Here is a 14741-nt window from a genome sequence, read left to right as displayed (position 1 = left end):
GGCATCCAGCATAACCTTCCGACCCCGCCATCGCGCGGGGTCGGGCCTTTGCTCCTCGGCTTGTGTCCTCAGCCTGCTACCGGACTCTCCAGCCGCAGGCGCTGCCAATCGCTCTCGGGCTCGTTGAGTCTGAGCACCGCGTCCATGACCTCCTCCTCCATGTTGTAGCTGAGCCGGAAACCGAGATGCGCCATCAGCGCGCGCATCGGTCGGTTATCGACCATGATCTTGCCGATCATCTCCAGCGTCCCCACGCTGCGGCAGTAACGGATCATCTTGTCCATCAGCAGGCTGCCGATGCCCAGCCCCTGAAGGTCGTCACGCACGATGATCGAGAACTCGGTGCGGATGTTGTCGGCGTCGTTCCATACCCGCACCACCCCGAGCATCTCCTTGCCCCCCTCGGGCAGCGGGTGCTCGGCGATGAAGGCCATCTGACGGTCGTAGTTGATGTGCGAGAGCAGCGACAGGTCCCGCTGGGTGAGATCGGCCTTGTGGTGAAAGTAGCGGAAGCGAATGCTCTCCTCGGACAGCCGCTGGTGAAAGCCGGTGATCAGCGGCGCGTCTTCGGCGCGGATGGGCCTCACCTCCACTTCCCAACCGTTGTTCAGGGTCACCCACTCACGAAGCTCTTCCGGGTAGGGCATGATCGCGAAGCGCGCCGGGGCGCCCAGGTCCATCGCGAAGTCCACCGCCAGCATGCCGTCGCGGTTGAGCACCAGCGGGTTGAGCTCGAGGCCACGCAGCTCGGTGAGATCGCTGGCGATCTGCGAGAGCGTCACCAGCAGCTCGCCGATGCGGGTGAGATCCCGCTCGGGGTCGCTGGAATGCTCACGGATCAGCCGCGCGGCATGGGTCCGCCCGACCAGGTCGGCGGCCAGGCTCATGTTCAGCGGCGGCAGCGCCACCTGACGGTCGGCGAGGATGTTCACCTTGTACCCGCCGATACCGAACACGATCAGCGGCCCGAACACCGGGTCGCGGGTGATGCCGGCGCATAGCTGCATGGAGTGCTTGCCGCGCTGCATGGGCTGCAGGCAGTACTCGCGCACCGTGAAGGCGGGAAACTTCTCGGCCACCTTGTCGCCCAGCCGGGTCACGCCCTCGGCGACCCGCTCGGGACCTTCCAGGTCCTGCAGCAGGCCGGCAGACAGCTTGTGGGGATGCTGACGATAGCGGAACGGCCGACAGTTGCCGTCATGCACCACCTTGAGCGCCAGCGGCCCGGCGAGCGTGTACGACGCCTCGGCCGCCTGCTCGGGGGTCGTCACGTAGCGGCTCTCGGCCACCGGGATGCCGTAGGCGGCCAGCACCCGGGCGGTCTCGGAGTGCGAGAGACACTCGCGTTGCTCGTTCTTCACGCGCTCGATCAGCGTCCGACAGGCGGCCCGGCTCTCCCGGGTGGTGGCGAACGGCAGGCTCGGCGGCGTCTCCTGCAGCAGCTTCTGGACCCGCTGGTAGTTGACCATGAGCATGAAGGCCTTGACCGCCTTCTCCGGCGAGAGATAGGTGGGGATGCCGGCCTCGTGACAGGCCTGTCGGGCGGCCAGTGCCTCGCCGAGGCCCATCCAGCTGGTCAGCAGATTGCGCCGGAAGCGCTGTCGCGCGGCAATCAGCGCCTGGGCGGTGTCCAGGGACGGCGCCATTCGGGTCGGCGCATGCACCACCAGCACCGCATCCACCCCCGGGTCGGCGGCCACCAGCTCGATGATCTCGGTGAACCGTTCGGGGGTGGCGTTGCCGCCGATGTCCACCGGATTCTCCCCCGGCTTGCTGATGTCCATGTCGTCGCGACACAGCGCATCGTGGGTCGCCTCGCTGAACGTCGCCAGCCGACCGCCGGCGCTGATCAGCTTGTCGATGGCCAGCATCGCCGGCCCCAGGCCGTTGGACACCACCGCCAGCCGGTCGCGCTTGAGCGGGCGCATGCGCGACAGCGTCTCCAGAGCGTCGAACAGCTCGTCGGAATCGTCGACGCGCACCACGCCAGCCCTGGCGAAGGCCGCATCGAAGATCTGGTCGCGATGGGCGATGCCCGGCGTGGGCGGCAGGTTGGCGATGTCCGAGGCCGCCGTGCGGCCACTCTTGATCGCCAGCACCAGGCGATGCCGCGAGGCCTCGCGCACCGCGGTCATGAAGTGCTGGGCGTCGTGGATGTGCTCCAGGTGCAGCATCAGTGCCTGGGTCGGCGCGAACTGGTTCAGGAAGTCGATCATGTCCGGCAGCAGCACATCGACGCTGTCGCCGACGGTCAGCAGATGCGAGAAGCCGATGTCGCGCCCCGCGGCCCAGTCGATCATGGCATTGCCCAACATGCCCGACTGGCCGAGATAGGCGACCCGCCCCTTCTGGACCGGCTGACTGGCGTAGGAAGCGTTGAGCCGCCGACCGGGAACGATCAGCCCCATGCAGCCAGGACCCAGCACCCGGATACCGGACTCCCGCGCCGCCGCGAGCATGCGCGCCCGGATCGAGGCCTCACCGTCGCGCGCCTCGTCCAGGTTCGCCCCGCCGGACAACACCAGGGCCGCCCGCACCCCGAAGCGCCCGAGCTCGGCGATCACCCTCGGCACGCGAGCGATCGGCGCACAGACCACGGCCAGGTCCGGCACCCGAGGCAGCTGGTGCACCTTGGCCACGGCGTCGACCCCGTACACGCTGTCATAGCCCTTGGGGTTGACCGCCCACAGCGTGCCCGGAAAACGCCCCTCGAGAAGGTTGCGGATCACGATGCCGCCCATGGAGTGCGGCTTTTCCGACGCCCCGATCACGGCGACGCTGCGCGGCGAGAAGAAGTGGTGCAGGAAGCGTGTGCTCATCCGGGGCTCCGTGGCGAATCGGCTCAGCCTCCTGTGTACGACTTATGGCCACTGTCACGCAAGGCCCCATCACGCTTAGGGTAACCTTGTCGCACCTGGAGCCCCTGCATGATCACGGCCTATCTGACCCACCCCGAGTGCCATCGCCACCACATGGGGCCGGAACATCCCGAGAGCCCGAAACGCCTCGACGCCATTCACGCGCGACTGATGCGCGCCGGGCTTCTTCAGCAGACCATGCAGGGCGACGCTCCCGCCGCCAGCGATGAACAGCTCAGGCGGGTCCACCCCGCCAGCCACCTGAAGAGCCTCGAGGCCTGCGTCCCCGAGCACGGGCTGATCCTGATCGATGACGACACCCTGATGAACCCCCACAGCCTGCAGGCCGCGCGTCACGCAGCGGGCGCCGTGGTGCGCGGGGTCGACCGCGTCTTTCGCCACCAGGCCCACAACGTCTTCTGCGCGGTGCGGCCCCCGGGGCATCACGCCGAACGCGACCAGGCCATGGGGTTCTGCTTCTTCAACAACGTGGCGGTCGGCGCGGCCCACGCCCGCGCCCGATACGGCGCGAAACGGGTGGCGATCCTCGACTTCGACGTCCACCAGTGCAACGGCACCATCGACATCTTCCGCGACGATCCCGAGGTGCTGATCTGCACCAGCTTCCAGTCGCCCTTCTATCCCTGGCGCCACCTCGAGACCGAGGCGTCGAACGTCGTCCATACGCCGCTGCCCGCCGGCACCGACGGTGCCGCCTTCCGCCGAGCCATCGAGCGGGACTGGCTGCCCGCCCTGAACGACTTCGCCCCGGAGCTCGTGCTGCTCTCGGCCGGGTTCGACGCCCATCGTCAGGACCCGCTGGCCGATCTCTGCCTGGAGGACGAGGACTACTACTGGATCACCCGCCTGGCGATGGACATCGCCGAACGCCATGCCGAGCATCGTCTGGTCTCGGTGCTCGAGGGCGGCTACGACCTCGATATCCTGGGCCGCGGCGTCGAAGCCCATCTCAAGGCGCTGATGGGGCAGCCCTTCGACTGAACACGGCGAGTTTCCCGCCCCCGGGAAACGGACCACCCGGGCAACCGACGACCCACGACATGTCGCAGCCCACCTGCCACGGGTCGCACCCGAGTCCGCAGGCCATCGGCGATATGATAGTCTGGAGGAAACCACGTTTCCGATAGTGAACCCGCATGCCCGCCAACAACGATCAAGATGCCGCCCTGCGTATCGCCTCCGGGCGCAAGGCCTTCGTCGAGCCGCTGCGGCTCGGCGAGCGTCTCAAGGAGATCCGCCTGGCCAACCAGTGGACCCTCGGCGACGTCAGCGAGCGTACCGGCCTGGCCCGCTCCACCCTGTCCAAGATCGAGAACGACCAGATCTCGCCGACCTTCACCGCGGTACAGAAGCTGATCAGCGGCCTGGACATCGACCTGCCGCAGCTGCTGTCACAACCGCGCCCCCAGGCCCGCACCATGGGCCGACGCGACCTGACGCGCCGTGGCGACGGCCAGCAGCACCCGACGCCGACCTACGAGCACGAGCTGCTCAGCTGCGAGATGGCACAGAAGCGCATGATCCCGTTCAAGACCATCGTCCGGGCCCGCAGCTTCGACGAGTTCTGCCAGTGGGTGCGCCACGACGGCGAGGAATTCCTGATGGTGCTCGAGGGCGAGATCCAGCTCTACTCCGAGTTCTACGAACCGCTGCACCTGGTCAAGGGCGACAGCATCTACTTCGACAGCGACATGGGCCACGCTCTGGTCTCGGTGAGCGAGGAAGACGCCTCGGTGCTCTCCGTGTGCACGCCCCGCGAATCCCAGTAGCCCGCCCGGCTTCCTCTCCGCCACGCACGCCAGCACCCGCGCTAAGCCCGGCCGACTTTTGATAAGCTGGACGCCATCCCATGGACCGGAACGACAATGGAGCCCGCCCCATGCAACATCTGGACGACAGCACCCGCACCGAGCTCGAAGCCGCCGCCTTCCGTCGGCTGCTGAGCCACCTGGACGAGCACAAGGACGTCCAGAACATCGACCTGATGATCCTCGCCGACTTCTGCCGCAACTGCCTCTCCAAGTGGCTGGTGGCCGCCGCCGAGGAACGCGGCGAAACGCTGGACTACGAGGCCGCCCGCGAATACGTCTATGGCATGCCCTACAGCGAGTGGAAGTCGCTGTATCAACCCAAGGCCACGCCGGAGCAGCTGGCCGCCTTCGAGGCCCGCCAGGCAGAGAAAGTGGAGAAGAAGCAGGACGCCCAGTCGGACGGCCAGTCATGAGCGAGGCCATGATCCCGCTGTCGGTGGCGGTGCTGACGATCTCGGACACCCGCACCGAGGACACCGATCGCAGCGGCCAGGCGCTGGTCGAGCGGCTCACCGCCGCCGGCCACCGGCTGGCCGACAAGCGCATCGTGCCCGACGACGTCTATCGCATCCGCGCCGTGGTCGCCGACTGGATCGCCGATGCCGAGGTACAGGTGGTGCTGACCACCGGTGGCACCGGCTTCACCGGCCGGGATTCCACCCCCGAGGCGGTCTCGGCGCTGCTGGACAAGCGCATCGAAGGCTTCGGCGAGCTGTTCCGCCAGCTGTCCTGGCAGGAGATCGGCAGCTCCACGGTGCAGAGCCGCTGCCTGGGCGGTCTGGCCAACGCCACGGTGGTGTTCTGCCTGCCCGGCTCCACCGGCGCCTGTCTCACCGGCTGGGACGGCATCCTCGCCGAGCAGCTCGACAGCCGGCACAGGCCGTGCAACTTCGCGAACCTGGTCATACCCGAGAGGGGCCAGCATGGCTGATCTCCAGCCCGTCGCGACGGCACTGTCGGCGCTGCTGGAAGGCGTCGCTCCGCTTGAGGCCGAACGCACGGCGATCGATGCGGCCTCGGGGCGCGTGCTGGCCGAGGCGGTCACCGCCCGGCTCGACGTGCCGCCCTTCGACAACAGCGCCATGGACGGCTATGCCCTGCATCATGCCGATGCCGGGCGCTGGCTGCCGGTCCGTCAGCGCATCGCCGCCGGCCACACGGCCGAACCGCTGGAACGCGGCCACTGCGCGCGCATCTTCACCGGCGGCGAGATCCCGCCCGGGGCCGACTGCGTGGTGATGCAGGAGAAGGTCGAGGTGGCGGGCCAGCGAGCCCGGATGCCCGAGGACGTACCGGCAGGCGACAATCTGCGCCGCCGCGGCCGCGACGTGGCGGCCGGCAGCGTGCTGCTCGATGCCGGCCGCCGGCTCGATGCCGCCGCGCTCGGGCACCTGGCCGGCCAGGGCATCACCGAGGTGATGGTGCGACGCCGCCCGAGGATTGCCCTGCTCTCCACCGGCGACGAGATCGTCGACCCCGGCCAGCCGCTGGGGCCGGGACAGATCTACAACTCCAACCGGCCGATGCTGACGACGCTGCTCCAGCGCTTCGGCGCCGACGTGGTCATGACCGCCGCGGTGCCGGACGATGCGCCGAGCACGCGACACCTGCTCGGCGAAGCGGCCGAGGTCGCCGACGTGGTGATCACCACCGGCGGGGTCAGCGTGGGGGAAGAGGATCACGTCCGAGGCGCGGTCGAGGCCCTGGGGCGGCTCGACCTGTGGCGGCTGGCGCTGCGTCCCGGCAAGCCGCTGGCCCTGGGCCGGCTGCCCGGCTCTGGCCCCGGCAACGAAGCCCGCTTCGTCGGGCTTCCGGGCAATCCGGTCTCGAGCTATGTGGGTGCCTGGCTGTTCCTGCGCCCGCTGATGGGCGCCCTGCTGGGCTGTCCGGCCATGGCCGAGCTGCCGGCGCTGGCCGCGCGCGCCACCTTCAGCACCCGCACCGGTCCTCGTCAGCACTACATGCGCGTGACGCTGGACTTCGGCGCCGAGGGCATCGAGGCCCATGCGTTCGCGGACCAGAATTCCGGTGTGCTGTCGTCGTGCGTGGGCGCCGACGCCCTGGCGGTGATTCCGCCCGAGGCCTCAGTGGCGCCCGGCGATGCGATCCGCTGCCTGTGGCTGCGTGCCGACTGAGTCCGCAACGCCCGGCTCGACCGAGACCTCGAGATGGGCTTCCAGGTCCGGCCACAGCCGGGTGAAGGCCTCGTCCAGCGCCAGATAGTCGCGCTCGAGCCATGGCAGCAGTGCGGCGAGTCGGTTGGGGCCCGAGAGCCGGCGCCCCAGCCCCGCCACGGCGCGACAGGTGAAGCCGAAATCGGCATAGCCTCGCAGCCAGTCCTGGCGCACCAGGGCCGGCATCATGGTCGCCAGTCGCGCCGGTGCCGGCCGCGTTTCCAGCAGCCGATAGCAGCGCGACACCAGCCAGTCGCGCTCGGGCACGGTCAGGCGGCGCGCCAGGCAGTGATCCCACATCAGATCCAGGGCGATGCCGGCCACGCGACGCCCGTCGCGCGGCGCCCGGGCCTTGACCTCGAGCAGCACCGGATGGCGATCGATGAAGGCGTCGACGCGCCGATGATGGCGAATGCCCGCCGCCACGCCCGGCCCCCAGGCGTCGAGATCGACGCCCTTGACCCCGTCGGCGATCAGGTTGCCGTAGAGGAAGTCGTCGTTGCCGCCGCGGGCGAGCCAGCCGTGGGCCAGAAAGTTCATGGCGAGGCCTTCACAGGCAGTTGCTTGGCTTGGGCAGACCAGCCAGTCGCGCCGCCCGCTTGGCGGGGCTGCCGGGAAACAGCCGCATCAGGTGCATCGATCGCCCCTTGTCGGGGCCCAGCTCGCGCCCCACCGCCTTGACCAGCGGGCGCATCGCCGGGGCCATCTCGTATTTCACGTAGAAAGCGCGCAGCACCTCGAGCACCTCCCAGTGCTCGGCGCCCAGCTCGATGCCTTCTTCCTCGGCCAGCGCCTCGGCCACCGCCGGCGACCACTGATCGAGATCGACCAGATAGCCCTCCGGGTCGAGGCCGACCTCGGTCTCGGAGACGGTGAGATAACGGGTGATTTCGGTGCTTGCCATGCTCAGTACCAGCTCAGGGTGTGTTCGGCTTCCTCGGTCAGCTGGACGAAGCCGTCGACGTCGACCACCTGCACCGAGCCATCGCAGCGACCCAGCAGCCCGCGCGCCTCGAGGTCCTCGCGCAGCGCATAGAGTCGCCCGGCAATCGCCTCGAAGTGACGCACCAGCTGCGGCAGTCCGCCCTGCACACCGTCCTCGATCAGCAGCAGACGATCCTCGGGTCCCATGGCGGCCAGCGCCTGTTCGTGAACGCGATGACTGGCCGGCGAACGGTTCAGGATATGGAGTTTCATGGTTTCGGCTCCCGGGCCAGGCTAGAAGGTGAGCACGCGCGGGTGATTCTGGACCGCCTCGGCGATCGCTCCGGCCTCGAGGGCGCGGGGAGCGAGCATCAGCTCGTCGGCCGTCAGGCCGAACCGCGTCAGCGCTTCGGCCTCGACCCACAGCGTCTCGATATCATACATCTCCAGCATCTCGAGCGTGGGCGCGGTGCCCTTCTGACCCAGCGCTCCCGCCGTCTGATCCTCGACCAGAGCCGTGACGCCCTCGCCCATGAACAGCAGCGAGACGTCGGTGCCGAAGGCCGCGGCCACCAGGGCGACATCCAGGCCCTCGCGCAGCCAGCTGCTGCCGTGAGGCGCATGGCGCAGGATCACCAGCAGATCACCGGCAAGCGGTTCGTGTTGGTCACTCATGTCACACTCTCCCTCAGGCCCCGAAGGTCACCAGCCGATCGCAGCGCTGGCTCAGGTCGACCAGCTGGCCGACGCCGGTCAGCTCGAACGGCGCCTCGACGCTGTGCCCCGCCTTGCCATGGCGGGCCGCCTCGCGCTCGTCCATCAGCCCACGCCGCAGCGCCGCGGCGATGCACACCTGCAGTGCCACGCCGTGTTCCTCATGCAGCGTCACCCAGCCGTCCGTCAGGTGCGGCTCGTCCTGGGGAGGCGCCGACAGCCGCGCGGCGTTGTAGACCCCGTCGTGGTAGAAGAACACCGCCTCCAGGCGGTGTCCTCGCGCCAGCAGCGCCCGGGCGAATCGCAGCGCCGAGTGGCTGGCCTGATCGCTGTAGGGGGACCCCATCAGCAGGATCGCGTAGCGCATATCATCCTCTCAGAAACAGGCTGGCCCCGCCGAAGCGGGGCCAGCAATTCTCGCATCGCCGTGGCTGGCGTCAATCCTGGCTCATGATGCCGAGCAGGGACAGCAGGCTGACGAAGAGATTGTAGATCGACACGTACAGGGTGATCGTGGCGAGGATGTAGTTGGTCTCGCCGGCCCGGTGCACGATCTCGCTCGTCTGATAGAGGATGGCCGCGGAGGCGAACAGCACGAAGCCGGCGGACACCATCAGCGACAGCGCCGGGATCTGGAAGATCAGCCCGGCGACCATGGCCAGTACCAGCACGATAGCACCCGCCATCAGGAAGTTGGCCAGGAAGCTGAAGTCCTTGCGGGTCACCAGGGCCACGGCCGAGAGACCGAAGAAGGTCAGGCCGGTGAGCCCCAGCGCGGTCATGATCAGCTGGGCACCGTTGGGCAGCGTCAGGTAGGCGCTGAGGATCGGCCCCAGGGTGAAGCCCATGAAACCGGTGAAGGCGAAGGTCGCCAGCAGGCCCATGGCGGAGTTGGCGGTCTTGTGGACCAGGAACATCAGCCCGTAGGCGCCGATGAAGAAGACGAAGATGTTCATCTGCTGAACGCCGAGCGCCATGGCGGCACCGGCCGTGACGGCGGAGAACAGCAGGGTCATCGCCAGCAGGCCATAGGTGTTGCGCAGGACCTTGTTGGCACTGACGGCACTCGCCTGTTGCGTCGTCATTTGCGTGTCTTGGTAAGCCATCGATCCAAAGCTCCGTGTGGTTGATCTTGGCAATAGATACCTCACAGGATGCCGCCTGGACGGTGGGGACGCAAGTTTCGACCCGACACGCGTGTCCCCCTGTGGCGACATGAGCGAGGTGCGACGACCCGCCGGTAACGAGCCCGAGGCAGGCTAGCGGCGTCCACGGCAACACTCATCGCAGGCGGAGGCGCGTGAAGCGCGCCGCCTGAGCGTCTTCACGGGGCAGCGGAGAAGCCGGCCGATCGTGCGGTACACCCTCGCGAACGCCGCGGCGCGCGCCTCAGCGTTGCGGCGCTCAATATCCCGCATCTTCGGATCTGGGTTATGGAAGGCCATGGGCGTCACCTCTCCTGATCCTTGAAGGCTAGCACGGCGACGGCAGCGGCGAGTCGGGCGACCCACCACCGGCATCTTTGAGGAAGGCAGGGCATGAGGCAGATAACGTGACCGGGAGCGGGCACACGCCATGCGCACAATCCTGCGACAGTGAAACACCGGCCTAGCGCATGGAGGGCTGCAAAAACGAAAAAAGCGCCCGTAGGCGCTTGATTCTAAGAAGAAGGTGGCGGAGGGACAGGGATTCGAACCCTGGGTAGGCTCTCACCTACGCCGGTTTTCAAGACCGGTGCATTCAACCGCTCTGCCATCCCTCCGGCTCACGGCGCATATATTACCAATCTTTCCGTTTTGGTCAAGAGTTTCATGCGATCAATGTGTTATCGCACTCCCCGACGCGCTGAAGCTGCCGGGACGAGGGCACCAGACTCACTCGGCGTCGGCGAGACGCCGGTTCCAGTGCCGCTTGACGGTCGCGATGCTCAACCCGGAACGCGTCGCTGCCGCCGACTGGCTGACCCCCTGGTCCTTGAGCGCCTGCACCCTCTCGGTGGTATCGGTCGCCACGGGCCGACCGAGCTTCTTGCCCTGGCGCCTGGCCCGAGCCAACCCTTCCCGGGTTCGCTCGCGGCGCCGGCCACGCTCGAGCTCGGCGAAGGCCTCGAACATGCGATGCAGCGGATGGCCCCCGCGGCTTGCCAGGTCATGCATCGGCAAATCCAGCGACACCACGGACGCACCGGTCTCGGAAAGACGAGCGATGCTCTGCTGAACGTCGATGCTGTCGCACCCGAGCCGATCCAGCTTCAACACCACCAGGGTGTCACCGGGCTCCAGCTTGTGCTCGACCAGGGTCCGGAAGGCCGGACGCTCGCTGGCCGGCACCGAGGCGCCGACCGACTCACCGACCGCCCGATAAGGCACAACCGGATAACCGGCGGCCGCGATGACCGAGAGCTGATCATCGAGAGCCGACTCCCCGGACCCGACACGACAATACGCGAAAGTTCTTCCCATGCTGCTCCCGATCCCTGGCGCCACCGATTCATGACCCGCAAGGCTGGAGTCATGTAATGCTTATTTAGTGATACCAATCATAAGCGGGAAATCCGGTATCACCAAGTCGGACATCACCTTTATTGACACCGAGAAGAGTGACGAGAGGGGACGAACGCCAGGGACCCAAGGCAGCCACCGGAAACCGAAAGGGGCGGCCAACGCCGCCCCCCGCCAGATACCTTTGTGCAGATCAGCGCCTGGCGATGATCCATACCGCATGCACGATGCCGGGAATGTAGCCCAGCAGGGTCAGCAGGATGTTGACCCAGAAATGCAGGCCGAAGCCGACCTGAAGAAAGACCCCCACCGGGGGCAACAGAATCGCCAGCAGTATTCGAATCAGATCCATCGGAGCACTCCTTGTGTCGATCACTGCGCATCGCCGAGGTCGCGACCACGCTTGCTGTCGTGAAAAAACGTTCAACTTTCCGAACCGGCGGCCGATAGGGAAACGACATTCATCGCAACCCCTCGACGCCTGGGAGGTACCTTGTCGTTCCCCACCGAGTATGGCATGTGGATCGCCAGCGCCGCATCACTGATCGGCGCCATCGTGGTCTGGCGCATCGCCAAAGCCAAGGAATAACCCCGACCCGCCCTTTCCCCCTGAACCCGACCGGCCGCCCAGTCCTCGCCTGCCGAAGACGCCCGCATGCCGGTCCGGCACTCAATAGAGCCGCAGCCCCACCCGCGTCACCCGGTTGCCATCCATCTCGTTGACGACCCAGTGGATGCCGTGCCAGTCCACGTCGTCACCGACCACCGGATGCCCACCGACGCGCAGCGAGATGAAGTCGGCGAGCGTCATGTCGTGCTCGCCCGGGCTCAGCGTCAGGCCATAGGCCTCGGCGATATCACCCAGGCGCGCATCGCCATTGAAGTTGAAGGCACCGAAGAACGCGCTCTGGCGACGGAGCGTCGCGTCGCCGTTGAACAGCCGGTTGAGGGCCGGCAGGTCGTCGCTGCGGCCGATCACGCACAGCACGTCCCCGCGCTGCAGCTGGGTGCTGCCCTTGGGATGAACCATCACGCCATCGCGGAACAGGGCGGCGATGATCGCCCCCGAAGGGAAGCGCAACAGCCGGATCGGCACCTCCTCGAGGTCGGTGCTCTCCACGTGATAGACGAACATCTCGAAGTCGTTGTCGTGCTGGATCCCCAGCGGCCCGCGCCGTTTCGGCGTCACGCTGGGCGGCAGTTCGACCCTGAGCGTCTTCGCCACCCATGGCAGCGAGCCGCCCTGGATCAGCAGCGACAGCAGCACCACCGCGAAGGCGACGTTGAAGTAGAGCGCGGCATTCTCGACGCCGCCGATGACCGGGAAGATCGCCAGCACGATCGGCACCGCACCGCGCAGCCCGACCCAGGCGATGAAGCCGACCTCACGCCAACGGAAGCGGAAGAAGGGCTTGATGGCGATCACCACCGCCAGCGGGCGAGCAACGAAGATCAGCGCCAGCGCCACGACCGCGGCCGGCAGTGCATAGACCATCATCTCGCTGGGATTGACCAGCAGGCCCAGTACCAGGAACAGGCCGATCTGGCTGAGCCAGGCCAGGCCATCGTGAACCGGCAGAATGAAGTTGAGATGGCGCCCGGGGCGATTGCCGATCATCAGGCCGGTCAGGTAGATGGCCAGAAAGCCGCTGCCGCCCAGCGCACTGGTCGCACCGAACACGCAGAAGCCCAGCGCCAGCGCCAGCAGCGAATAGAGCCCCGGCGCCAGATCCACCCAGCTGATGAGACGCGCGATCAGCCAGCCGGCGCCCAGCCCCAGCGCGATGCCGACGCCGAACTGCTGCAGGAAGAACAGCGCGGTATCGAGCCAGCCGCCGATCTCACCGACCAGGACCTCCACCAGCATCAGGGTCAGGAAGATCGCCATCGGATCGTTGGTACCGGACTCGATCTCCAGCGTCGCCCCGACCCGCTCGTTGAGGTTGATGCCGCGCCCGCCGAGCATCGAGAACACCGCTGCGGCGTCGGTAGAACCGACGATGGCCCCCACCAGCAGGCCCTGGACCAGGCTCAGCCCGAACACCCACATGGCGATCAGACCGACCAGCGCGCTGGTCACGAACACCCCGAGGGTCGCCAGCGACAGCGCCGGCCGGAAGCCGACCCGGAAGGTCTTGAGGCGGGTGCGCAGCCCGCCGTCGAGCAGGATCATCGCCAGCGCCAGGTGCCCGATCAGGAACGCCAGCGGGTAGTCGTCGAACTGGATGCCGAGCACGCCCTCCTCGCCCGCCAGCATGCCGAGACCGAGGAAGAGCAACAGCAGGGGAACGCCGACCAGGGTCGAGAGCCGGCTGGCCAGCACGCTCAGCGCGATCAGGAAGCCGCTGAGCAGAAAGAGGGTATTGATCGTATCCATGGCATCCTGCCCCAGAAGGTCATCCAAGTATCTCATGGCGCGCCGGTGGTCGCGACGATGGCGCCACGTTGACCGCCACGCTGGTCAGGCGGGACCGGACGCCGATAGACTAGCCGCGATCATCCCCTTGCCCGAGCGCCTCATCGCAGCGCCCGGGCATCGCTGGAGCCGCTCACATGCTGTCATTCATCCGCCGCCCGGCGCGCCCCCGCACCTGGGCCACCCTGACCCTGGCGCTCGGCCTGCCGGCATTGCCCGCGCTCGGCCATGCCGCCCCGGAAGCGCCCGAAGGCGGCTACCCGCCGCTCGGCACCGAGGTCATGGTCCCCGACCTGGGGCGGAACACGCCATCGGAGGCCACCGAGGATCCGCTGGCGGCCTTCGAGGGGCGTTCCGGCGGCCCTGCCGTGGACACGCCCACGCGCCCCATCGCGCCGGCCGTGGCGGTGGGTCCCGTCGAGCCCATCGCGCCACCACCGGTCACGCGGCTCTCGCTGATGCTCGACTGGTATCCCAGTCCGCGCCACGCGGCGCTGTTCGTGGCCCGAGAACTCGACCTGTTCAGCGAACGCGGTCTCGAAGTGGAGATCCGCACGCCCGCCGACCCCAACGTGCCCGCCAAGCTGCTGGCGACCTCCCGCGTGGACCTGGCCCTGACCCGACAGCCGCTGCTGCACCTGCTGGTCGACCAGGGCCAGCCGGTGGTCCGCGTGGCGACCCTGGTCGGCCTGCCGCTCGCATCGCTGGTCCTCGACGATGCCATCGCCCTCGAGTCGCTGGCCGGCAAGCGCATCGGCCACGTCGCCCCGGACGCCGAGCAGGTACTGCTGGCCAGTCTGCTGACGCACCAGGCCCTCACCCGCGACGCCCTGGACAGCCCCGACCTGCATTTCCGGCTGGAGCAGGCCATGCGCGAGGGGCGCGTGGACGGGGTGATCGGCGCGGTGCGCTACCTGCTGCCCCGCGCCCTGGCCGACGACGGCCTGGCGACACGCACCTACACCACCGAAGACATCGGCGTGCCGCGCTATGACGGCCTGATCCTGATGGCCAACCGCGATGAGCTCGCCACGCAGCGCAAGGCCATCGTCCAGCTGGTGGAGGCCCTGGAGGAAGCCACGGCCTGGATCGTCGAGCACCCCAGCGCCAGCTGGGAGCTGCTCGCCGAGGCCGAGCCGGCCATCGATACCCCGGCCAACCGGGCAGCCTGGCCCGAGGCCATGCGCCGCCTGACCCTCACGCCCGCGGCGCTTCACGAACGCCGCTATGCCGACTTCGAACGCTTCCTCAACCAGCGACATCTGGTGTCGGAGACCACGCCGGTCGAGCGTCTGGCCATCGACCCCAACCGTTGACGCCGA

16 protein-coding genes and 1 tRNA gene are annotated in these 14741 nt (G+C 67.9%); 6 read left to right on the top strand and 11 right to left on the bottom strand.

Going from position 1 to position 14741, the window contains the following annotated elements; translation table 11 throughout:
* Positions 1 to 68: 68 nt before the first annotated feature.
* Positions 69 to 2819: a bifunctional acetate--CoA ligase family protein/GNAT family N-acetyltransferase gene (locus tag CVH10_RS00815; RefSeq protein WP_106487554.1), complete on the bottom strand. Its 2751-nt coding sequence runs from the start codon at positions 2817 to 2819 to the stop codon at positions 69 to 71.
* Positions 2820 to 2927: 108 nt separating this feature from the next.
* Here CVH10_RS00815 and CVH10_RS00810 point away from each other — a divergent pair, with 108 nt between their 5' ends.
* The 5 genes from CVH10_RS00810 (at position 2928) to glp (ending at position 6825) form a co-directional block, all read left to right on the top strand.
* Entirely contained in the window at positions 2928 to 3860 is a 933-nt protein-coding gene (locus CVH10_RS00810; RefSeq protein ID WP_106487553.1) for a histone deacetylase family protein, read from the top strand.
* A 155-nt stretch (positions 3861 to 4015) separates the two neighbouring features.
* The gene (locus tag CVH10_RS00805) at positions 4016 to 4648 is read left to right on the top strand and encodes a helix-turn-helix domain-containing protein (RefSeq protein WP_035593288.1); all 633 of its coding nucleotides are present in this window, start codon (positions 4016 to 4018) and stop codon (positions 4646 to 4648) included.
* Between the two features lie 110 nt (positions 4649 to 4758).
* A complete protein-coding gene (locus CVH10_RS00800) occupies positions 4759 to 5103 on the top strand; it encodes a DUF1244 domain-containing protein (RefSeq protein WP_035593290.1) in 345 nt (114 codons plus the stop codon).
* Positions 5100 to 5621, top strand: a complete 522-nt coding sequence (moaB, locus tag CVH10_RS00795) for a molybdenum cofactor biosynthesis protein B (protein ID WP_035593292.1) — start codon at positions 5100 to 5102, stop codon at positions 5619 to 5621. Before CVH10_RS00800 ends, moaB begins: the two co-directional genes overlap by 4 nt.
* Positions 5614 to 6825: a gephyrin-like molybdotransferase Glp gene (gene glp / locus CVH10_RS00790; RefSeq protein ID WP_106487552.1), complete on the top strand. Its 1212-nt coding sequence runs from the start codon at positions 5614 to 5616 to the stop codon at positions 6823 to 6825. Before moaB ends, glp begins: the two co-directional genes overlap by 8 nt.
* Here the strand turns inward: glp and CVH10_RS00785 are convergent.
* From CVH10_RS00785 to CVH10_RS00740, 10 genes are all read right to left on the bottom strand, one after another.
* Positions 6775 to 7404, bottom strand: coding sequence for an ACP phosphodiesterase (locus tag CVH10_RS00785; RefSeq protein WP_035593298.1), 630 nt, complete (start codon positions 7402 to 7404; stop codon positions 6775 to 6777). The genes glp and CVH10_RS00785 overlap by 51 nt on opposite strands.
* A 10-nt stretch (positions 7405 to 7414) precedes the next feature.
* A complete protein-coding gene (locus CVH10_RS00780; protein WP_035593300.1) occupies positions 7415 to 7768 on the bottom strand; it encodes a TusE/DsrC/DsvC family sulfur relay protein in 354 nt (117 codons plus the stop codon).
* Between the two features lie 2 nt (positions 7769 to 7770).
* Positions 7771 to 8061: a sulfurtransferase complex subunit TusB gene (tusB, locus tag CVH10_RS00775; RefSeq protein ID WP_035593303.1), complete on the bottom strand. Its 291-nt coding sequence runs from the start codon at positions 8059 to 8061 to the stop codon at positions 7771 to 7773.
* Positions 8062 to 8082: 21 nt separating this feature from the next.
* The gene (gene tusC / locus CVH10_RS00770; protein ID WP_035593305.1) at positions 8083 to 8463 is read right to left on the bottom strand and encodes a sulfurtransferase complex subunit TusC; all 381 of its coding nucleotides are present in this window, start codon (positions 8461 to 8463) and stop codon (positions 8083 to 8085) included.
* Between the two features lie 13 nt (positions 8464 to 8476).
* A complete protein-coding gene (gene tusD / locus CVH10_RS00765) occupies positions 8477 to 8869 on the bottom strand; it encodes a sulfurtransferase complex subunit TusD (protein WP_106487551.1) in 393 nt (130 codons plus the stop codon).
* A 70-nt stretch (positions 8870 to 8939) separates the two neighbouring features.
* Entirely contained in the window at positions 8940 to 9608 is a 669-nt protein-coding gene (locus tag CVH10_RS00760; RefSeq protein ID WP_035593309.1) for a Bax inhibitor-1/YccA family protein, read from the bottom strand.
* A 566-nt stretch (positions 9609 to 10174) separates the two neighbouring features.
* Positions 10175 to 10264: transfer RNA gene (locus CVH10_RS00755), tRNA-Ser, on the bottom strand.
* Positions 10265 to 10376: 112 nt separating this feature from the next.
* Positions 10377 to 10964 (bottom strand): recombinase family protein, encoded by a 588-nt coding sequence (locus tag CVH10_RS00750; protein WP_106487550.1) that lies wholly within the window; start codon positions 10962 to 10964, stop codon positions 10377 to 10379.
* A 232-nt stretch (positions 10965 to 11196) separates the two neighbouring features.
* Complete coding sequence (locus CVH10_RS00745) at positions 11197 to 11355, bottom strand: YqaE/Pmp3 family membrane protein (protein WP_035593311.1); 159 nt, start codon at positions 11353 to 11355, stop codon at positions 11197 to 11199.
* A 318-nt stretch (positions 11356 to 11673) separates the two neighbouring features.
* Positions 11674 to 13380, bottom strand: a complete 1707-nt coding sequence (locus CVH10_RS00740; protein WP_035593314.1) for a potassium/proton antiporter — start codon at positions 13378 to 13380, stop codon at positions 11674 to 11676.
* 176 nt (positions 13381 to 13556) lie between these two features.
* Here CVH10_RS00740 and CVH10_RS00735 point away from each other — a divergent pair, with 176 nt between their 5' ends.
* Entirely contained in the window at positions 13557 to 14735 is a 1179-nt protein-coding gene (locus CVH10_RS00735; protein ID WP_106487549.1) for an ABC transporter substrate-binding protein, read from the top strand.
* The last annotated feature ends 6 nt before the right edge of the window (positions 14736 to 14741 follow it).

It is taken from the genome of Halomonas sp. ND22Bw (genome assembly GCF_003011945.1).
Lineage (GTDB): Bacteria > Pseudomonadota > Gammaproteobacteria > Pseudomonadales > Halomonadaceae > Halomonas > Halomonas halophila.
This window is presented reverse-complemented; position numbering and strand designations above follow the sequence as displayed.

What these genes read in the sequence shown, in the direction of transcription:
- CVH10_RS00815 (WP_106487554.1), bottom strand. Translation starts at nt 2,819, where the DNA reads ATGAGCACACGCTTCCTGCACCACTTCTTCTCGCCGCGCAGCGTCGCC.
- CVH10_RS00810 (WP_106487553.1), top strand. Translation starts at nt 2,928, where the DNA reads ATGATCACGGCCTATCTGACCCACCCCGAGTGCCATCGCCACCACATG.
- CVH10_RS00805 (WP_035593288.1), top strand. Translation starts at nt 4,016, where the DNA reads ATGCCCGCCAACAACGATCAAGATGCCGCCCTGCGTATCGCCTCCGGG.
- CVH10_RS00800 (WP_035593290.1), top strand. Translation starts at nt 4,759, where the DNA reads ATGCAACATCTGGACGACAGCACCCGCACCGAGCTCGAAGCCGCCGCC.
- moaB (WP_035593292.1), top strand. Translation starts at nt 5,100, where the DNA reads ATGAGCGAGGCCATGATCCCGCTGTCGGTGGCGGTGCTGACGATCTCG.
- glp (WP_106487552.1), top strand. Translation starts at nt 5,614, where the DNA reads ATGGCTGATCTCCAGCCCGTCGCGACGGCACTGTCGGCGCTGCTGGAA.
- CVH10_RS00785 (WP_035593298.1), bottom strand. Translation starts at nt 7,404, where the DNA reads ATGAACTTTCTGGCCCACGGCTGGCTCGCCCGCGGCGGCAACGACGAC.
- CVH10_RS00780 (WP_035593300.1), bottom strand. Translation starts at nt 7,768, where the DNA reads ATGGCAAGCACCGAAATCACCCGTTATCTCACCGTCTCCGAGACCGAG.
- tusB (WP_035593303.1), bottom strand. Translation starts at nt 8,061, where the DNA reads ATGAAACTCCATATCCTGAACCGTTCGCCGGCCAGTCATCGCGTTCAC.
- tusC (WP_035593305.1), bottom strand. Translation starts at nt 8,463, where the DNA reads ATGAGTGACCAACACGAACCGCTTGCCGGTGATCTGCTGGTGATCCTG.
- tusD (WP_106487551.1), bottom strand. Translation starts at nt 8,869, where the DNA reads ATGCGCTACGCGATCCTGCTGATGGGGTCCCCCTACAGCGATCAGGCC.
- CVH10_RS00760 (WP_035593309.1), bottom strand. Translation starts at nt 9,608, where the DNA reads ATGGCTTACCAAGACACGCAAATGACGACGCAACAGGCGAGTGCCGTC.
- CVH10_RS00750 (WP_106487550.1), bottom strand. Translation starts at nt 10,964, where the DNA reads ATGGGAAGAACTTTCGCGTATTGTCGTGTCGGGTCCGGGGAGTCGGCT.
- CVH10_RS00745 (WP_035593311.1), bottom strand. Translation starts at nt 11,355, where the DNA reads ATGGATCTGATTCGAATACTGCTGGCGATTCTGTTGCCCCCGGTGGGG.
- CVH10_RS00740 (WP_035593314.1), bottom strand. Translation starts at nt 13,380, where the DNA reads ATGGATACGATCAATACCCTCTTTCTGCTCAGCGGCTTCCTGATCGCG.
- CVH10_RS00735 (WP_106487549.1), top strand. Translation starts at nt 13,557, where the DNA reads ATGCTGTCATTCATCCGCCGCCCGGCGCGCCCCCGCACCTGGGCCACC.